The organism is Paenibacillus sp. UMB4589-SE434, assembly GCF_030226685.1.
Taxonomy (GTDB): domain Bacteria; phylum Bacillota; class Bacilli; order Paenibacillales; family Paenibacillaceae; genus Paenibacillus_B.
In genome coordinates, this window is record NZ_JASOYK010000008.1 from 50,702 (window position 1) to 67,660 (window position 16,959).

The following is a 16,959-nucleotide window of genomic DNA, read 5'->3' on the forward strand; positions in this document are numbered from 1 at the left end:
ATAGCTGTCATCTAACTTTACATTTGTCAAAATTGTAAAGCTACTTTATACTTGACATATAACCTAGCGGAACCGAGTCCGGACTAACTTTATAAATTGGAGCGAATCCCGTATGACAAAGAAAATTACGCAGCAGCACATAGCAGACGCGCTTCAGCTATCACGCAATACTGTTTCGAAAGCGCTTAATAATGAACCTGGTTTAAAAGAAGATACACGTCTGCGCATTATCCAGCATGCAATTGACATGGGCTATACGAAATTCCCTCCTGGCATGTTAGAGTCCATTACCCAATTAAAGCACAGTCGGCCAGAGCACGCCGCCAATATGGGAAATCGGCTTATTGCGTTATTAACACACTCCGATTATGTAGGCAATCATTATTGGTCACCCTTTTTGCGTGGTCTCAACACATCACTTAAAGAAGCAGGCTACACCGTAGCGATGTCCATCGTTGACATGGAGGAAGAAAACGAGCTCCGTCTCCCGCCCTTATTTTCACAACAGACCCCTGCCGGCATTATAACGATCGGCTCTTTCTTGCGAGCTTATTATGAGCGTATTGAACATACCGGAATACCGGCGCTATTTATCGATACGTACGCAGACTTTACGATGAATCTGCTTAAAACCGATACACTGCTTGTAAACAATCAAGAGAGTGTGTACAGGCTGACCAAGAGCCTGCTTGAACAAGGCTGCACCGACATCGGTTTCGTTGGGGATATCGGTTCCTGCTTAAGTTACTGGGAACGTTGGAGCGGATTCCAGATGGCTCTCCGTGAATTCGGCGTTGAGCTGGACCCGGGACGTAATATCGTAAATACGCTGCCACGCCATTACTATTATGAAGCGGAACTGCGAGAAGCGCTGGCTGCGATGAAGCAATACCCGCAAGCCTTTGTATGCGCCAATGACGCCATTGCCGTTGAACTTATGAACATTATGCGTGAGGAAGGAAAACGCGTACCCGAAGATATTATTCTCACAGGCTTTGACAATATCGGTGAGCTTGCTTATTTACATTCGAGTATTCCTACAGTAGATGTTCCGAAGGAAGAGCTCGGTTTGCGCGCAGGCGAGCAGTTGATCTGGAGGATCGCTCACCCGGAACGTCCTAAGGAGTTAATCCGATTAAGTGTGCATTTAAAAGATCCCAAATATACAAAGTAGCACCGAAATGTAATATTAAATCAATATTTATTTATAAAATGCACACTTATGTATTGACATAGTGTGCATTTTATTTTACATTTATATTGTAAAGAAAACGCTAACATGCCGGTGGGCCATGTACGCTTTACATGATGAATAACTCGGCACATAAATGGACTTGAGATTACTCATACTTTTATATAATAAGGTGCTCTCTCTAGTTCTCTCTACTCAAGCTGCCATTGGTTCTCTCTCTCAGGTCGGTTGTCATATGTAAAGTATGCATATTACATGGTGAGCAATATTGCCTGTATGCTGCACCTATGGATTTTATACTTCTAGAAGCAAAGCGAGGTTAGATCATGAGTAAAGTAAATATTATCGGTCCTAACATCCCTAACATGCCTTGGGAAGAACGCCCTGAAGGTCATCGCGACGTATTGTGGCGTTACAGCCAGAATCCGGTTATTCCGCGTGACTTACTGCCGAATTCCAACAGCATATTCAACAGTGCAGTTGTACCTTTCGAAGATGGATTCGCTGGTGTATTCCGCTGCGATGACCGCAACCGCTATATGCGTCTGCACGTCGGCTTCAGTAAAGACGGCTTGAACTGGGATATCAACCACGAGCCGCTTAAGTTTGAATGCGACGATCCAGAGATCGGCAACTTTATTGAAGGTTACGATCCACGCGTATGCTGGATTGAAGACCGCTTTATCGTGACTTGGTGTAACATTTACCACGGACCGACAATCGGCATAGCATACACTTATGACTTCAAGACATTCCATCAATTGGAGAATGCATTCCTGCCTTACAACCGTAATGGCGTTATGTTCCCACGCAAAATCAACGGCAACTACGCTATGGTAAGCCGTCCGTCCGATACGGGGCATACTCCGTTCGGCGACATCTTCTACAGCGAGAGCCCTGACTTGGAATTCTGGGGACGTCATCGTCATGTAATGGGAACGCTTGGCGGTTGGCAGAGCAAGAAAGTCGGCGCAGGTCCGATCCCGATCGAGACTAGCGAGGGCTGGTTGATGATTTACCATGGCGTATTGAACTCCTGTAATGGATTCGTGTACGCATTCGGCGCTGCTTTGCTTGATCTGGATCAACCATGGAAAGTAAAATATCGCAGTGAGCCTTACCTGCTCCAACCTTCCACTCTGTATGAGTGTGTCGGAGACGTACCTAACGTTGCATTCCCATGTGCATCATTGGTAGACGCAGAAACAGGACGCATCGCGATTTACTATGGCGCTGCTGATACAGTAACAGCAATCGCATATGGTTATGTTGACGAAATTATTGAGTTCGTGAAAAACAACTCTCGCGTCGAATAAGCAGCGAAATTACGCTGTTCATTCCATGTAATGGATCGTATCATGACACATTTCAACACAATGTTACAGTAACATTCGCGATTTGTGACGATACGGGTTATAATAATGTTATCAGTAACAAAGTTGCATGGTTCGTACCCATGATACATGCTTTCTTTGTAACCCCACACCCTCTGTTCCGTTGCCCGCGGAGCAGGGGGATTTTATTTATATAACCTAAAGGTATATAATAAAATGAAGTTTGCTCTTTAAAATCAAATAACTCTTGATTCCTGTCTTTTTCAAAAATAGTGCTAAGGTTAAGCAAGATCAGTTCTATTCAATTTTATTGCCCCTTCGACAAACAATCTTAATTAATTTCCTAAAAAGGAAATATTTAATATAGATTGTTATACACCACTTCAGCAAAGTAAAATTTATCATATTTAGTTCACATGTTGACTGCTATAAGAATAATATACTATACCCTCGGTTTTTGGACCGTCTCTAAATGAGCGATCTGTGCGCATTTCTCTGTACAAAATTGTATATTTGCATAAGAACAAAATGCGCAGAAAATATAAGCCACTTAATCACGACGACTTATGATCTTTAATATATAAGCTCAATCCACATGGCCATAATCCTATTTATTCCAAAATAATGGTTTACATGATATTACATATATGCTATATTCATGGCGGTTGATCAACCAATATTTGGAACAAGGAGCGATAGAGCATGAAAAAGCTTGTCACTACCATTTTATTTGCTGCAATTGTATTAGCTGCTTCGTCCGCTACGGCATCAGGAGATGAGATGTCGCTTTCTAAAACAGGAAGTGCATCTGGAGGTTGGAGCGAAGAACGAGGGTATTATACAAATGTGGCCAATGCTGACTCTTTTTCTATATTTGCCTCATCTGAGCCTAAAGATCATAAAGCAACAAGATTAAATAAAGAAGTAGGTAGTAACCTGCATTCCAATTTAATTGCTGAAACCTGGTGGAGCGGTGTTTATCATTACTCACGGGCTAGATTTGAAAATGTGTGGCCACTCAGTGGATATATTGGTGATACTGGCCGTGTTTGGGACTATGATTATACTAAAGCAGAAACAGGATATGTAGATGCACTATATGCACAGGCACGCACTTATTGGGGAAATGAATAAATTACGAAGGAGATAGTAAGAGATTATCCTGGAATTCAAAACGTACATAAAGCAACCTCACACTTCCAGGATAATCTCACTCTTATAACTACAATGATCCATTCACTAGTAAGGAAAAATGTCACGTTTTATATTCTATTCTCACTCTTTGGCTTAATCCTTCTGTCGATCTACTATTCCCAAGCTCGTTTGGATTATATCAACATGGTTAACAACGGGTATGTGCATCAGAATGCTATTACGTTTAAGCTTAATAAGCTAAACAAACCGTTTCTTCAAATACAAGATCAATACATTCTATTTCAGTCTAATTCTTTAACTGCTCCCACTAGAGTAGTACGGATAAATGGAGATATAACCCTTCCGCCAATTAAATCAAACAATCCAGACCTCCTCAATGGTAACAAAAAAAATATTGCAATATCAGGAAAAGATGCAAACTATCGCATTATTCCAACGGAGTTTCAATTGGCTGGAACCTTTGTTGCAACTAACTCTTACCTGTTAAATTCGGCAATATGGCTTCTGCCTAATTCATTTCAGGTTGATTTGAAACAGGGAAGCTATTTTATATTCAATACGCCTTCTGCTCATAAAATGAAACTACTAAACCGTATAATTAATACCAATGAAATCGATATCATTCATCCAGAGGACTACGGCACATACAACTTTCATTCCAACCGCTTGCTGATGAACAGCCTGTATCTATCCCTCAGCCTAGGCTTAATTATGTTTGTCTTGATTGGTGTAATCTCTATTAATAGGGAAAAACACGTTATCCATATCCTATATATAACTGGATATACAATACGTCATATATATAGTATATTGCTCCGCTATAAGGTACTACCTTGTATCGGTAGTTCTGTGCTCCTGTTTGTGCTGGCCCTACTTGCGCAGCCTTATCTCTATTCAACTTGGGACCATAATTGGATTGCATATGCACTCCTTACCATAACAGGGATGCTGATTTTTTTAGCAGCCCAATGCTTCATAACAGTTCTTACTTACACCATCCGGAAAGGCGGCCAAAAATATTGAGAATTATTCACATACTCTTTAAGCAAGGAAAACTTCTCAATTTTCTTAATCTTTTCATCGCTATCATCATGTTTCTATTTTTAATGGCACTATCTATTAATATGCAGCAAGCAGAACTTGAAGTGGATACGATGAGCCATTTTAAAAATAAGCAGCTATATAAAATATCGGATAAATTGGTGAACGAAGTGGAAATTAACTTTTTTTCCAAACCTAACAATTATGATAAATTACATGATTTTTCTAATCTGATGCAGTTATCAACCGATTTTCAATATTATATTGCCAATTGGCAGCCAATTGGCATATCCAATTTTAAAGGCAGCGCTATTTTCGGGGCTTATTATGAATCAGGCAACAGGGAAAAGACCAGGAACAGAGATGGAAAAGATTATACCTCTATCAAGTCGGTCCAGGTTAATCACAATGTGTTTGACTTAAACAACATCCAACTGCAACAAGGCCGGATATTTGATGCAGACGAGTACATTCTAACAGGTGACAACATTCCTGTTATTTTAGGTGCAGAGTATACGGGTATCTACCAGCTTGGCGATCAGATTGACATCGACTATTACTTTCAAACATTCAAAGGAACGGTCGTTGGTATCGTACAACCTTTACAGAAAATTGTAACCAATAACAGACCTGAGCTCCTGTTGGACCGCTATGTCCTCCTGCCGTTAATGTCACTTTCGGATTCACCATCACGCTTAAATAACAATGCTGCGAAATATCCTGTCTTTTTTAAGGCGTTATTACTTACCCGTGCAAATGGCATGATTATTTCTGAATTAGATCCGTTGTCTATTCGTAAGGTCGTAGGCAGCATCGCTCAAAAAACAGGCTTTGACCAATTTTCAATTATTGGTGCAGACGGTCTGCGTATAAATACGCTAGTACAAATGACGGAAGCAAACCGATTCACGCTTCTGCTTGTGTCTTCCCTCATGTTTGTTATTACCATGAGCATTCTCTTGCTCACCTTATTCATTAAAACGAAAAAAAATGTATCTACTTACAAAGTGTTGTTGATAAGTGGAGCAACATTAAATCATGTGTGTCTAATGATCAGCTTACAGTCACTTATCACTTATGTCATCGGAAGTATCATTCCATGTCTTATTACGATGCTCCTAACAAGTTTCTCAATTCCTATATTTTTAACCTATTTATTGCTTGTTCTTCTTTTGTCGTTATTTATGACCATAATGACTTATCTATTTGTAAAAAAGATTTTCTCAAAGCTGGATATCGTACGCGAGCTGAAAGGATGATTTAATCTTGTTGCTAGCCCTGAAAAATATTTCAAAGCAATACAACAATCATGTCGTCTTCAGTCATATTGATTTTAGTTGTGATACAGGAAAGGTGATTGCTATTAAAGGTAAAAGTGGGGTCGGAAAAAGCACAATGCTGAATATATTAGCAGGCTTAGAACGTCCTACTTCTGGACAATATATTTATCAAAATAAACAAATGGAGCATAGAAGCTATAACTTCCTGACTAAATTTCGCAGTTCTACGATCGGATACATCTCACAATTTAGTCCTATGATTCCTGAATTAACGGTTTTGGAAAATATATCAGTTCCCTTATGGTTTGAAAAAGAGGAAGATCAAAAACAACTATACATGAAACAAATTGAAGCTTTAAGTTACCTTTTTGAGATTGAGCATCTGCTTCATCAAAATGTGAAATCTTTGTCCGGCGGCCAATTACAGCGTGCAGGAATTATTCGCGCACTAGTCAAAAATCCACCTCTGATCATAGCCGATGAACCTACTGGATCATTGGATGATGAAACAGCTACACTTATCTTAAATCACTTTACTTCCCTTAAAGTAAACGGGACAACAACTATTATAGCAACCCACAATGACTCCGTTTCCAATCATTGTGACGAAACATACCTATTATTAAAAGAGGGATTGGTATATGCAGAATAATTTCAGATAATTGAGCCAGATTTACATAACAAAGCATATACGCTCACTCGATATCCACAATGTACACTTAAATGCACTTTATTACATGCTGGGAACGTCAATTCAAACACAAAGGCCGTTAACGTCCATACTAGGACATTAACGGCCTTTGTGCCTTAAAGTAATATTTTTATCCATGCAAACTTACTTTTTAAAAATACCAAATGGCTTCCCTACCGGCAAAAATTCACGTCCGAAGTGCGTATTGAGTACCGCAGCCGCAGAACCGTAGAAGCTCAAGATTGCAATGCACAACTCAGCCACAGCCGCAACCGTATGCATCGTATGCGCCGCAATTCCAAATGCATCAAATGTGAGACCCAGGAACAGGAAATCAATAAATACAAAAATAGAGAACAATACCTTATGTGTCTCCATTGCACCGATCGTCATAAATAGCGTAAAAATAAGATATCCTAAAAACGCCATGCCCAATTGATGCTTATCCGCCCCTGCCGCCAGTGATTCACCAAAGACACCATGCTGGATCAACCAGGAGGAGGCTACTGCAAACCAGAAAAAAGCATAGCCGCCAAACGCTGTCGTCCCAAATGTATTCCCTTTCTTGGCATCGTGAATGCAGGCAAACAACTGTGCAAACGCGCCGAGAAAAATAGCCCAAGGGATAATAAACGAAGTACCCTCTGTCCAGCCCAGCTTCTGCGACGAAGCGACCAGCGTAACCATCGCAAGACCGAACAAACCAATGGCACTTGGGTCGGCCGTAGCAATTTTAACTTGCTGTTGTTCCGTTTTCATGTGTGACAATGCTCTCCTTTAAAGATAACGTTTGAAATTTTTATTATTTTCTGAAAAATAGCACAACAGGCCTTATTCTAACACAGTGCTGCACAGGTTTGATATGCTTAATTCAATTGTAATTTGTGGAAATTGTTTCTTATTTATACGCGTATCGTATTTGTGTTTAACCCCCAGTAAATTTATATTTGTTAACCCCATCCAAATGCCTCTCTCCTATTCCCGTAAATAAGCATTTTCCATCATGTAAATACGTCAGCTGCACCTGCCAATTAGCTATAAAATGTACAAAAAAAGACTGCGGGCAATTCACGCTGCCCAACAGCCTTTCCTTATATGTTCTATTCGATTGGTACGATAGTACGATCCGATCATCTGCCCGTGTTCCAACGCACACTTCTACATCAAGCCGGTAACTGTCCCGTCTTCTTCCAATCGCATCCGCAATGCCGCAGGCTGCTTAGGCAAGCCTGGCATCGTCATAATAGCTCCTGTTTCTACAACGACAAAGCCTGCTCCACGAGATAAACGGACATCATGGACTTCCATTGTAAATCCTTCCGGAGCACCAAGCAGCTTCGGCTGATCAGAGAATGAATATGGTGTCTTGGCCATACATACAGGCACGCGACTTCCTGCCTCAGCCTCTATACGCTGTAATGCGCGAGCAGCACGCGGTGTAAAGCGAACGTCCCCTCCACGATAAATCTCCTGCACAACCGTCTTTATCTTATCGATCAACGGAACGTCATCTGCATACAGATAGTGGAATTGCTCTGCCGCATCCGATATATCCGCGGCTGCCGCCACCTGCTTCGCCAGCGCTTCCGTCCCTGCTCCGCCTTGAGCCCACGCTTCAGATAAGGCAGCATCACATCCGATTACGCGACAGTACTCCAACACGTCCTCCAGTTCATGTTCCGTATCGGAAGCAAAGCGATTAATAGCCACGACAGCTTGCACGCCAAATTTCTGCACATTCTCAATATGTCGACGGAGATTGCCGAATCCTGCACGCAGCGCAGTGCGATTCTCCTCCGTCAGCTTGTCTTTGGCAACCCCGCCGTTATATTTTAACGCTTTAACGGTAGCTACGATAACAACAACGGAGGGGAACAATCCAGTTTGTCTGCATTTGATGTTCATAAATTTCTCCGCGCCAAGATCCGCACCGAAGCCAGCTTCGGTTACGACGTAATCAGCCAGCTTCAGGCCATAGCGTGTTGCTCTCACACTAGAACACCCATGAGCGATATTTGCAAACGGCCCCCCATGAACCAGCACAGGATTGCCTTCAATAGTCTGCACCATATTAGGCTTGATGGCATGACGAAGCAGAACGCACATCGCATCCGTCGCCTGCAAATCATCTACCGTGATCATGCAGTCTGCTGTACTATAAGCTACAATCATACGGCCCAAACGCAGCTTAAGATCCGCTCTATTTTCGGCAAGCCCCAACACAGCCATCACTTCTGAAGCTGTCGTAATCATATATCCGTCTTCACGTACAGTCCCGTTACCGTCTCCAAGGCCAATGACCGTTCGACGAAGCGCGCGATCATTCATGTCAACCGCTCGTTTCCATAAAATACGATTCGTGTCGATCTGCAGCTCATTGCCTTGGAATACGTGGTTGTCCAACATTGCAGCCACGAGATTATGAGCCGACGTAACCGCATGGATATCTCCAGTAAAATGCAAATTAATATCTTCCGCCGGCACGATCTGAGCCGCACCGCTGCCTGTCGCGCCACCCTTCATGCCCATACATGGGCCAAGCGACGGTTCACGCAGGGCAGCTATCGCCTTCCGCCCTATTCGATTCAGACCCTGCGTGAGTCCGATCGTCGTCAATGTCTTGCCCTCACCTGCAGGCGTAGGGTTCATTGCTGTGACTAAGATCAACTTACCATTATCCCGCCCTGCCACGGTGTCCCATAGTTCTTCACTTAACTTAGCGGTATACTTGCCGTAAGGTTCCAGATGATCTGGTTGAATACCCAGTTGAGCTGCAATGTTAACAATCGCTTCCATGAATAGACTCACCTGCTGTTCATATATTTGCTTTTCTTATACATCAGAACTTATTTTAACGTAAAATAAGCTGTATCCGCACCAAGAAACTTATCATTAAATGATTAATTCACAAAATTGTTCGCTTTCTAGCTTTGCAGCTTCTCTCGAACAGAACGCAGCTTCTGCACGGAAGAAGAAGGCTGATCTCGCCTGTCATCTATTTTAATACTCGTTGATACACGACCTGCTCCGGTCTCGAACAACGATTCATGCAGCGTGCGTATCACTTCAAACAACCGGTCTGTCGGTCCTTCAATAATAGTACTCATGGATGTTAGTTCATAAGTAATTCCTTCTTCTTGAGCCAAGACCTGCTGCATGCCTGCAACGTATCCGCTAAGACTTGTTGTTGCCGTTCCAATGGGAATAATCGTTACTTCTGCAATTGCCATAATAATCCCACCTCCTGTCCCTAGCATACCATTATCAATGAGGGGTAGCCATCTGTGACTGAACTGATTTTTCAGCAAGCCTTTCTTATATTGACACGTAATCATTTCATACTATTTTCATGTCCATTACACATTTATTTACTATATTCACAACGTACAATTTTTTGGTGCATCCACACACATGAGCATGAAAATATACATTGACAGAACCTGACATGTTGCGTAAATTACCAATATGAGAATACGTAAACGTTCAAATCGAGATGTTGTCCTTGAGGTCGCATCCCACCTGTTTCTGACCAAAGGATACCAGTTAACGAGCATGGATGATATTGTAGCGACAAGTAAAGTATCAAAGACTAATATTTATTATCACTTCAAAAGCAAGGAGGACATTCTTCTTCACATTATTGAAAAAGTAATCGAGCATTATTCAGGCCGTGTTCAATCGATCCTTTCCTTGTACCACGTCGATGTGCGCGCGCGTATCGAATTTGTACTTCGTATGTTGACTTATGATGCTTATCAGCAGGATTGCCAAGCCGGCTGTCCGTTCCTGACGTTGTTTGCGCAGACATCTAATGAAACTCCTGCGGTTCAGGAACGTATGCGCTTGTTTTTTCAATCGCTCCAAACCGCTTGCGAGAACCTCCTGCAAGAAGGCGTACGTACAGGCCAATTACATGCACAGCTTCCTGTGGCTGAGACAGCAAGCCTTATCCTCTCCTTATGTGAGGGAGGCATGTTCTTATCACGTGTTCATCGTGAAGATGCTTATTTACAGAAAGTGTTCGTATCCTTAGAATGGCTTCTTCGCACTCACTGACACGGACTTACGATATAAGATCGAACGGTTGTCTATTGACCACACTTCTAACATACAGGCAGAATGAGCTGATTCCAATCCATATACATACCAAATAGACCACGCATTCACTTTGATAGTAGATGTGTGGTCTATTTGCCGTTCCATTCTAAATTACGCCGTTAATATGATCCAGTTAGTCAGATAGCGATATCTATAAAGCTTACCCTTGCGGCTTGCCACACGTAATGCAGAAGCGATCATTCACCGTAAGTGATTGTCCGCATTGGGCGCACGACGTAATAGATTCTTTCTCCATGCCGACCTGATCTCGGACCTCTTCATAAGGCTTCAAATACTGCTGCGCTGATGAGCGGGCAGGATCAACTGGCTCGACGTCAATTGGGTCACTTAAGACAGGAGTTGGAAACGATTTACCACAGCGGCTGCAGAACTTGGACTGCAAGGGAGCTGCAGTTCCACATGAACACACCTTCTCTCCCTTAACCCGATGCATATCTTCTTCCAACTGTTCCACTTCTATTTCTAATTTGGCAATTTCCTCACATATACGTGCCATCTGTGCCTCTGCTTCACTCTCGAATGCTCGAGGCCCTTTTCCTGCCCCTGAGGCGCGATATACCAGCTCTCCCAATTCCCCGTAGCGTTGTTGAATATCCTTACGTTTAGTGGAGATTGTCGAGTATAGCCGTGTAACTTCAACCGTTTGCTGTGCCTTATCCTTCACTTGAGAAAGACCAGAGGAAAGGCCCGATTTCATTTTGTCAAAAAAGCTCATCATATTCCCTCGCTTACATACAGTTTTGTCCTTCACTCATTATATACGACTTCCAATCTTAATCGAAACTAGCATCACAGAATAAATAAAAATCAAGTTATAATTTTTATTTATTTATAATAATTATAACTTGATTTCAAGTATGCCCAACTGGCTTTACTGATGCCTATTCTTATACATCAGCTATTATGACTATCACATACAGGAGGTTGTCCAAATGACAGACCCACGATTTTTGACGACAAATCAAGGTGCGCCGGTGGCTAACAATCAAAGCTCGAAAACTGCGGGCCAGCGAGGTCCCGTGCTGCTGGAGGACTATCATTTGCTTGAAAAGCTTGCTCACTTTGACCGTGAACGAATTCCCGAACGAGTTGTTCATGCTCGCGGAGCCGGAGCTTTTGGCTTATTCAAGCCCTATCAAAGTATGGCGCCCTACACAAAGGCGACCTTCTTGCAAAGCCCAGATATCGAGACTAGAGTATTTGTCCGGTTCTCAACTGTTATACATGGCAGCACCTCGCCCGAGACGCTGCGTGATCTGCGCGGCTTTGCCGTTAAGTTCTACACAAGCGAAGGCAATTACGATCTGGTTGGTAACAACCTGCCCGTGTTTTTTATACGGGACGCCTTAAAATTCCCGGATATGGTCCATTCGCTCAAACCAGCGCCGCACACCAATATCCAAACTCCTGATCATTATTGGGACTTCATGTCCCTCTCGCCGGAGACCACTCATATGCTGACCTGGTTGTTCTCCGATCTGGGTATTCCTGCTAACTACCGGGAAATGGACGGCTTTAGCGTACACGCCTTTAAATGGGTAAATACAGCCGGTAAAGTAACTTATGTGAAATATACGTGGAAATCGCTGCAAGGCATAAGAAGCCTGACCGCTGCTCAGGCAGAAGTCCTCGGAGGCAAAGACTTTAATCATGCGACACGTGATTTGCATACATCAATTGCCGCAGGCCAATTTCCTGAATGGGACTTGTACGTTCAGCTTATGGAGCCGGACGGCGATGACCTCCATTTCGATCCGCTGGACGCTACCAAGGTATGGCCTGAAGAGCAATTCCCGTTAATCAAAGTAGGACGTATGACGTTAAACGAGAACCCCGCCAATTTCTTCGCCGAAGTGGAACAATCTGCGTTCTCGCCTAGCGCCCTTGTACCAGGCATTGAACCCTCAGAAGATAAGCTGCTCCAAGGAAGACTATTCTCTTATCCGGATACGCAGCGGCATCGTCTTGGACCTAACTATGCTCAAATCCCTGTAAACTGTCCATTTGCATCGGTTCGCAATCATCAACGTGACGGCTATATGAATGTGAGTCAAGACCCGTCACCGATTAATTATGAACCGAATAGTCACCAACCTGCTTACACGGAAGCACCAGAATATGCGGACAGTGAAGCGCCCCTGTCCGGCACAACGATGCGCCGCACGATTGCGAAGACAGACGACTTTACGCAAGCTGGCGAACGTTACTTGAGCTTATCTTCAGAAGAGCAGGAGCGGCTCGTGCTCAACCTGACCACTGACCTAAAACAGACCAGGCATGATGTTCAGCTCCGTGCCATCTGCAACTTCTTTCGGGCTGACGCAAAACTCGGCCTTCGTCTGTCCCAAGAGCTTGGCACCGATATTAGCGGATTTACGCAAAAATAGAGTCTTGTCCACTAAATTAACCGTTGACATTAGGCGTAACGTTCCTTATAATTCCTAGTAATCAGGTTAGTTTAATCGAGTATTGTTAAACGGGAACCTGTTACTGTTGACCAGACCACTGGAGACACGAATTCAACGACTGAATCGTGTCTTTTTTTGTTCATCTGGTCGTGACCATATGACCAGATTCCAAATCGAACATAGGAGGTACATATGGATGGAACTATTACAAAGCCCTATACCTTTGTACTATCAACTGAAGCACAGTATTAAACAACGTATCGTTAATGAGGAGTGGGGTTCTGGCACTGCTATTCCCAGCGAGCGCGAATTAGGCAAAATGTTTCACCTAAGCCGCACTACGATTCGCCAGGCAATTGGCGAGCTAGTCGTGGAGGGCGTACTGGAGAAGAAGCACGGCAAAGGGACTTTTGTGGCTGAGCGCAGCATCACACGTACGACAACCACTTTGGTTGGTCTAGTCGAGCAATTGCAGCTGCAGCAGTTGGAGCCCCGTATTCAGCTGCACGAGTACGGCATTATTCCCGCACCACCGAAAGTGTCCAAAGCTATGCGTATCTTTGAAGGCGCCGACATGATTAAAGTACAGCGGCAAATCAGAGTTCAAGAACAATGTGCTATTGTAGACGACAACTATTTTAACATGAACCTGGCATCCTACTTGACCGAGGAAAATGTGGTGAACCCCACTGTCTACGAATTATTGGAGAAGAACGGAATACAGGTCAAACGCGGCTCTCAGAGCTTTACGGCCGTTGCCCTCGATTCCACTTACGCCTCTTACTTTGACCTGCCTCCCGGATCCCCTGCCCTTGTTGTACACACCGTACTCTTTAATAATCGTGATATGCCGCTTCAATATTCCATTTCATATTGCAACCCTGAAGTGTATTCCCATGACATCCTGCTTACTAGGTAACAACTGAGAGGCAAGCCTAAAAAATTGCAGCGCAAGGAGCACTGTCCCAATCGGAAGCCCAGTGCTTCTTGCCTAACCTGCTGTATCTCTCTTATTTTACTGCCCTTACGTACACTCTCTCTTGATGACGCTCTACCTGTACCGGGGCTTCGAAGAAACTGCTTAACGTTTGTGAAGTCATCACTTCGTCAGTAGCCCCACTTCCAACTACCTCACCTCGACGTAATAGCAGCGTGCGAGTGAACACAGGCAATATTTCTTCCGTATGATGCGTAACGTATATTAGCGTAGGCGTATGATCCTGCAAAGTCAGGGTATAAATGCTGTCCAGCAATCGTTCCCTCGAAAATAAATCCAGCCCATTGCACGGTTCGTCCAGAATCAAAATGCTTGGATTAGCCATTAGAGCACGGGCAATTAGCAGTTTCTGCTTCTCTCCTTGCGAGCAGGTGCGATATTCTCGATCCCACAAGTGAGCACAACCAAGCGTCTGCATAAGATCGGCCGCCTGTCCTTCATCTTCCTCTAGCAGCTGCTCGTATAAGCCGATCGTGGCATATTTACCGCTAATGACCACATGCTGCGCCTTATCCGTCATGTATAATTTCTCTTGCAACGATGAACTGACCCAGCCAATAGACTTTCGCAGATCACGCAGATCGACGGAACCATACGGCTTGCCAAGTACGGACACTGTGCCTGATGACGGCCAGATATAACCATTCACAATGTTTAGCAACGTTGTTTTTCCTGATCCATTTAAACCAAGCAAAGCCCAATGCTCCTGTTTTTTTACTTGCCAGGTCACATTTTTCAGCAGTTCTCGTTCCTCTCTTCTCCAGCTTACCCCTTGGATATCTATGACCTCACTCATGTCTGTTATCTCCTCTCCCACCTGCTTTTTTCTGCTTACAACGCGGACAATCCGATTCTTGCTAACATTTGGAACTATTCATCTATTATTCGTCCTAGAATACCGGATTCGAACCTGCTTGTCGACTATTTTGTTAGCAGCTCAACTAAAAATCTTTTTATATAAAACAAATTAGCCTCTCTCCGTATGCATTCCGGAAAGAGGCCGTTCTTGATAAATCCCAAGTGTATATTTTTATTTACAGCTAGATCACATCTTTGCGTTCAATATTACGAATTCCCAAATATGCGATATAAATCCCGATAAGCGCTAGTCCAATAGGGATCACAATAATATCATTAAGTGATATGCCGCCGTTGTTGCTGCCAACTATAAATAACAGGAGAACAGCAGACACAATAGTCGTTGATGTTGAATACTTGCGCATACCGAAGAACAGCGGAATTAAACAAATGCCAGATGCCATCACCGCGTTCATCAGCATTTTTCCGCCCATTGCCCACAGAATCTGCGATGTCAAGGTCTCCTCAATAACATGGGTAAAGTGATTAAACAATATAAATCCACCCGTAACAATGACATCTGAGCAAATAATCGCCACAAACGTAAAGATCATCACAATCAGCAGCTTTGCAGCCATTAGCTTCTTGCGGTTGATCGGATACATAAATAACACCGTGATCGACTTTGTCCTGAATTCATTGATAACAAATTGGGCCAGCAGAACAGCGGCAAACACAATAAAGGTCGATCTGACCAAAGTCTCTGTAAGTCCCATCATCATTTTAAAGCTCTCAAACGCAATATCATCATCTAATTTTTGTCCATAGCTGACCATACAGGTGAATGCCAATATGATTAAACTAGAAATCAGGGCTCCCCGCACATAACCAGCCATGCGGAACTTCTTCATTTCGAGTCTCATTAGCTTAAGCATGAACGCCACCCCCGTTAAGCAGCGATAAGAAGTAATCTTCTAGAGAGCTATTCTTCTTCGTAATCGCTTCGACAGATATATCATTCATAATTAATGTCTTGGCAACTTCATTCTGCGGTACGCTCATATCATAGACGCGAATGTATTGGTTATCCACTACTTTGAAGTTAAACAGCTGCAGCTTATGCTCAAGCACATAGCTAGCCTGGGATATCTCTTTTGTTGTAATTTCCAAGTACTCCGTATTCTTCTCCCGAATCTGCTCCATAGAAACTTCTTCAAGTAAGCGCCCGTGGTTGATTACGCCTATCGTATCTGCCATTTGCTCCATCTCGCCCAAAATGTGACTGGAGATAAACAATGTCATCCCGTACTCTCTACTTAGCATTTTAAATAGATCACGAATTTCCTTAATGCCAAGCGGGTCCAATCCATTAATAGGCTCATCCAGGATCAGCAGCTCCGGCTTAGTTGATAGTGCTCTTGCGATACCAAGTCGCTGCTTCATGCCCAAGGAGAAGTCTTTAACCGCTTTGCCTTCGATATTGCCCAGATTAACTAGCTCCAGCGCTTCATTGACAGCCTGCTTGTTATGATAACCCATATACTCGCAATGAATTTCTAAATTCTCGCGTGCTGTTAGCTTGTCGTAAAATATCGGGTATTCAATAATAGTGCCCATTCGGCCGAGCACGTGATAAGACGTATCCGTCAGTTTCTCGCCAAAAAGCTCAATTTCTCCAGATGACGGCTTAATCAAATTGGTGATCATTCGCATGAGCGTCGTCTTGCCCGCTCCATTCGGTCCTAAAAATCCGTATATCTCACCCTTCTTTATACTCATGTTTACATTAGATACGACTTCTTTGCCTTGATAAGTCTTCGTTAACTGAGTCGTTCTTAATAAATAAGACATGTGCATACTCCCTTCGCTCTCTTTCAATAACTTAAGTATATAGAGCGAAATTCTCTTTTTTCTTACCCGATTCTTACAAGTTTCTTAAGCAAC

Annotated in this window: 16 protein-coding genes; 9 read left to right on the top strand and 7 right to left on the bottom strand. The window is 43.2% G+C overall.

Annotated features, from left to right (window positions below; genetic code table 11):
• The first annotated feature begins 112 nt into the window (after window positions 1-112).
• The 6 genes from QP775_RS21575 (at window position 113) to QP775_RS21600 (ending at window position 6,654) form a co-directional block, all read left to right on the top strand.
• Window positions 113-1,174, top strand: a complete 1,062-nt coding sequence (locus tag QP775_RS21575; protein WP_285108928.1) for a LacI family DNA-binding transcriptional regulator — start codon at window positions 113-115, stop codon at window positions 1,172-1,174.
• Between the two features lie 344 nt (window positions 1,175-1,518).
• A complete protein-coding gene (locus QP775_RS21580) occupies window positions 1,519-2,508 on the top strand; it encodes a glycoside hydrolase family 130 protein (RefSeq protein ID WP_239329532.1) in 990 nt (329 codons plus the stop codon).
• A gap of 720 nt (window positions 2,509-3,228) precedes the next feature.
• Entirely contained in the window at window positions 3,229-3,660 is a 432-nt protein-coding gene (locus QP775_RS21585; RefSeq protein ID WP_285108929.1) for a hypothetical protein, read from the top strand.
• A gap of 204 nt (window positions 3,661-3,864) precedes the next feature.
• Window positions 3,865-4,704, top strand: coding sequence for an FtsX-like permease family protein (locus QP775_RS21590; RefSeq protein WP_285108930.1), 840 nt, complete (start codon window positions 3,865-3,867; stop codon window positions 4,702-4,704).
• An 83-nt stretch (window positions 4,705-4,787) separates the two neighbouring features.
• Window positions 4,788-5,981, top strand: coding sequence for an ABC transporter permease family protein (locus tag QP775_RS21595; protein ID WP_285108931.1), 1,194 nt, complete (start codon window positions 4,788-4,790; stop codon window positions 5,979-5,981).
• Between the two features lie 7 nt (window positions 5,982-5,988).
• Window positions 5,989-6,654 carry an ABC transporter ATP-binding protein gene (locus tag QP775_RS21600; protein WP_285108932.1) on the top strand — a complete coding sequence of 222 codons (666 nt, stop codon included), beginning with the start codon at window positions 5,989-5,991 and terminating at the stop codon, window positions 6,652-6,654.
• Window positions 6,655-6,837: 183 nt separating this feature from the next.
• On the opposite strand, the gene QP775_RS21605 is transcribed toward QP775_RS21600, so the two are convergent.
• The 3 genes from QP775_RS21605 to QP775_RS21615 all read right to left on the bottom strand — a co-directional run bounded on the left by QP775_RS21605 (window position 6,838) and on the right by QP775_RS21615 (window position 9,923).
• Window positions 6,838-7,452, bottom strand: a complete 615-nt coding sequence (locus QP775_RS21605; protein WP_028547189.1) for an acetate uptake transporter — start codon at window positions 7,450-7,452, stop codon at window positions 6,838-6,840.
• Between the two features lie 399 nt (window positions 7,453-7,851).
• The gene (locus QP775_RS21610) at window positions 7,852-9,489 is read right to left on the bottom strand and encodes a formate--tetrahydrofolate ligase (protein WP_285108933.1); all 1,638 of its coding nucleotides are present in this window, start codon (window positions 9,487-9,489) and stop codon (window positions 7,852-7,854) included.
• Window positions 9,490-9,617: 128 nt separating this feature from the next.
• Entirely contained in the window at window positions 9,618-9,923 is a 306-nt protein-coding gene (locus tag QP775_RS21615) for an MTH1187 family thiamine-binding protein (RefSeq protein ID WP_239329535.1), read from the bottom strand.
• Window positions 9,924-10,158: 235 nt separating this feature from the next.
• On the opposite strand from QP775_RS21615, the gene QP775_RS21620 reads away from it, so the two are divergent.
• Window positions 10,159-10,749 carry a TetR/AcrR family transcriptional regulator gene (locus QP775_RS21620; RefSeq protein ID WP_239329537.1) on the top strand — a complete coding sequence of 197 codons (591 nt, stop codon included), beginning with the start codon at window positions 10,159-10,161 and terminating at the stop codon, window positions 10,747-10,749.
• Between the two features lie 202 nt (window positions 10,750-10,951).
• On the opposite strand, the gene QP775_RS21625 is transcribed toward QP775_RS21620, so the two are convergent.
• Window positions 10,952-11,527 (bottom strand): double zinc ribbon domain-containing protein, encoded by a 576-nt coding sequence (locus QP775_RS21625; protein ID WP_285108934.1) that lies wholly within the window; start codon window positions 11,525-11,527, stop codon window positions 10,952-10,954.
• A gap of 217 nt (window positions 11,528-11,744) precedes the next feature.
• Between QP775_RS21625 and QP775_RS21630 the strand changes: the two genes are divergently transcribed.
• Both QP775_RS21630 and QP775_RS21635 read left to right on the top strand, forming a co-directional pair.
• A complete protein-coding gene (locus tag QP775_RS21630; protein WP_285108935.1) occupies window positions 11,745-13,199 on the top strand; it encodes a catalase in 1,455 nt (484 codons plus the stop codon).
• Window positions 13,200-13,416: 217 nt separating this feature from the next.
• Complete coding sequence (locus QP775_RS21635; protein ID WP_285108936.1) at window positions 13,417-14,139, top strand: GntR family transcriptional regulator; 723 nt, start codon at window positions 13,417-13,419, stop codon at window positions 14,137-14,139.
• Window positions 14,140-14,230: 91 nt separating this feature from the next.
• Here QP775_RS21635 and QP775_RS21640 read toward each other — a convergent pair whose 3' ends face one another.
• The 3 genes from QP775_RS21640 to QP775_RS21650 all read right to left on the bottom strand — a co-directional run bounded on the left by QP775_RS21640 (window position 14,231) and on the right by QP775_RS21650 (window position 16,866).
• Window positions 14,231-15,013, bottom strand: coding sequence for an ABC transporter ATP-binding protein (locus tag QP775_RS21640; protein ID WP_239329544.1), 783 nt, complete (start codon window positions 15,011-15,013; stop codon window positions 14,231-14,233).
• Window positions 15,014-15,257: 244 nt separating this feature from the next.
• Complete coding sequence (locus QP775_RS21645; RefSeq protein ID WP_285108937.1) at window positions 15,258-15,950, bottom strand: ABC transporter permease; 693 nt, start codon at window positions 15,948-15,950, stop codon at window positions 15,258-15,260.
• Window positions 15,943-16,866, bottom strand: coding sequence for an ABC transporter ATP-binding protein (locus QP775_RS21650; protein ID WP_285108938.1), 924 nt, complete (start codon window positions 16,864-16,866; stop codon window positions 15,943-15,945). The genes QP775_RS21645 and QP775_RS21650 overlap by 8 nt, the downstream gene beginning before the upstream one ends.
• Window positions 16,867-16,959: the final 93 nt, after the last annotated feature.

What these genes read in the sequence shown, in the direction of transcription:
- QP775_RS21575 (WP_285108928.1), top strand. Translation starts at nt 113, where the DNA reads ATGACAAAGAAAATTACGCAGCAGCACATAGCAGACGCGCTTCAGCTA.
- QP775_RS21580 (WP_239329532.1), top strand. Translation starts at nt 1,519, where the DNA reads ATGAGTAAAGTAAATATTATCGGTCCTAACATCCCTAACATGCCTTGG.
- QP775_RS21585 (WP_285108929.1), top strand. Translation starts at nt 3,229, where the DNA reads ATGAAAAAGCTTGTCACTACCATTTTATTTGCTGCAATTGTATTAGCT.
- QP775_RS21590 (WP_285108930.1), top strand. Translation starts at nt 3,865, where the DNA reads ATGGTTAACAACGGGTATGTGCATCAGAATGCTATTACGTTTAAGCTT.
- QP775_RS21595 (WP_285108931.1), top strand. Translation starts at nt 4,788, where the DNA reads ATGGCACTATCTATTAATATGCAGCAAGCAGAACTTGAAGTGGATACG.
- QP775_RS21605 (WP_028547189.1), bottom strand. Translation starts at nt 7,452, where the DNA reads ATGAAAACGGAACAACAGCAAGTTAAAATTGCTACGGCCGACCCAAGT.
- QP775_RS21610 (WP_285108933.1), bottom strand. Translation starts at nt 9,489, where the DNA reads ATGGAAGCGATTGTTAACATTGCAGCTCAACTGGGTATTCAACCAGAT.
- QP775_RS21615 (WP_239329535.1), bottom strand. Translation starts at nt 9,923, where the DNA reads ATGGCAATTGCAGAAGTAACGATTATTCCCATTGGAACGGCAACAACA.
- QP775_RS21620 (WP_239329537.1), top strand. Translation starts at nt 10,159, where the DNA reads ATGAGAATACGTAAACGTTCAAATCGAGATGTTGTCCTTGAGGTCGCA.
- QP775_RS21625 (WP_285108934.1), bottom strand. Translation starts at nt 11,527, where the DNA reads ATGAGCTTTTTTGACAAAATGAAATCGGGCCTTTCCTCTGGTCTTTCT.
- QP775_RS21630 (WP_285108935.1), top strand. Translation starts at nt 11,745, where the DNA reads ATGACAGACCCACGATTTTTGACGACAAATCAAGGTGCGCCGGTGGCT.
- QP775_RS21635 (WP_285108936.1), top strand. Translation starts at nt 13,417, where the DNA reads ATGGAACTATTACAAAGCCCTATACCTTTGTACTATCAACTGAAGCAC.
- QP775_RS21640 (WP_239329544.1), bottom strand. Translation starts at nt 15,013, where the DNA reads ATGAGTGAGGTCATAGATATCCAAGGGGTAAGCTGGAGAAGAGAGGAA.
- QP775_RS21645 (WP_285108937.1), bottom strand. Translation starts at nt 15,950, where the DNA reads ATGCTTAAGCTAATGAGACTCGAAATGAAGAAGTTCCGCATGGCTGGT.
- QP775_RS21650 (WP_285108938.1), bottom strand. Translation starts at nt 16,866, where the DNA reads ATGTCTTATTTATTAAGAACGACTCAGTTAACGAAGACTTATCAAGGC.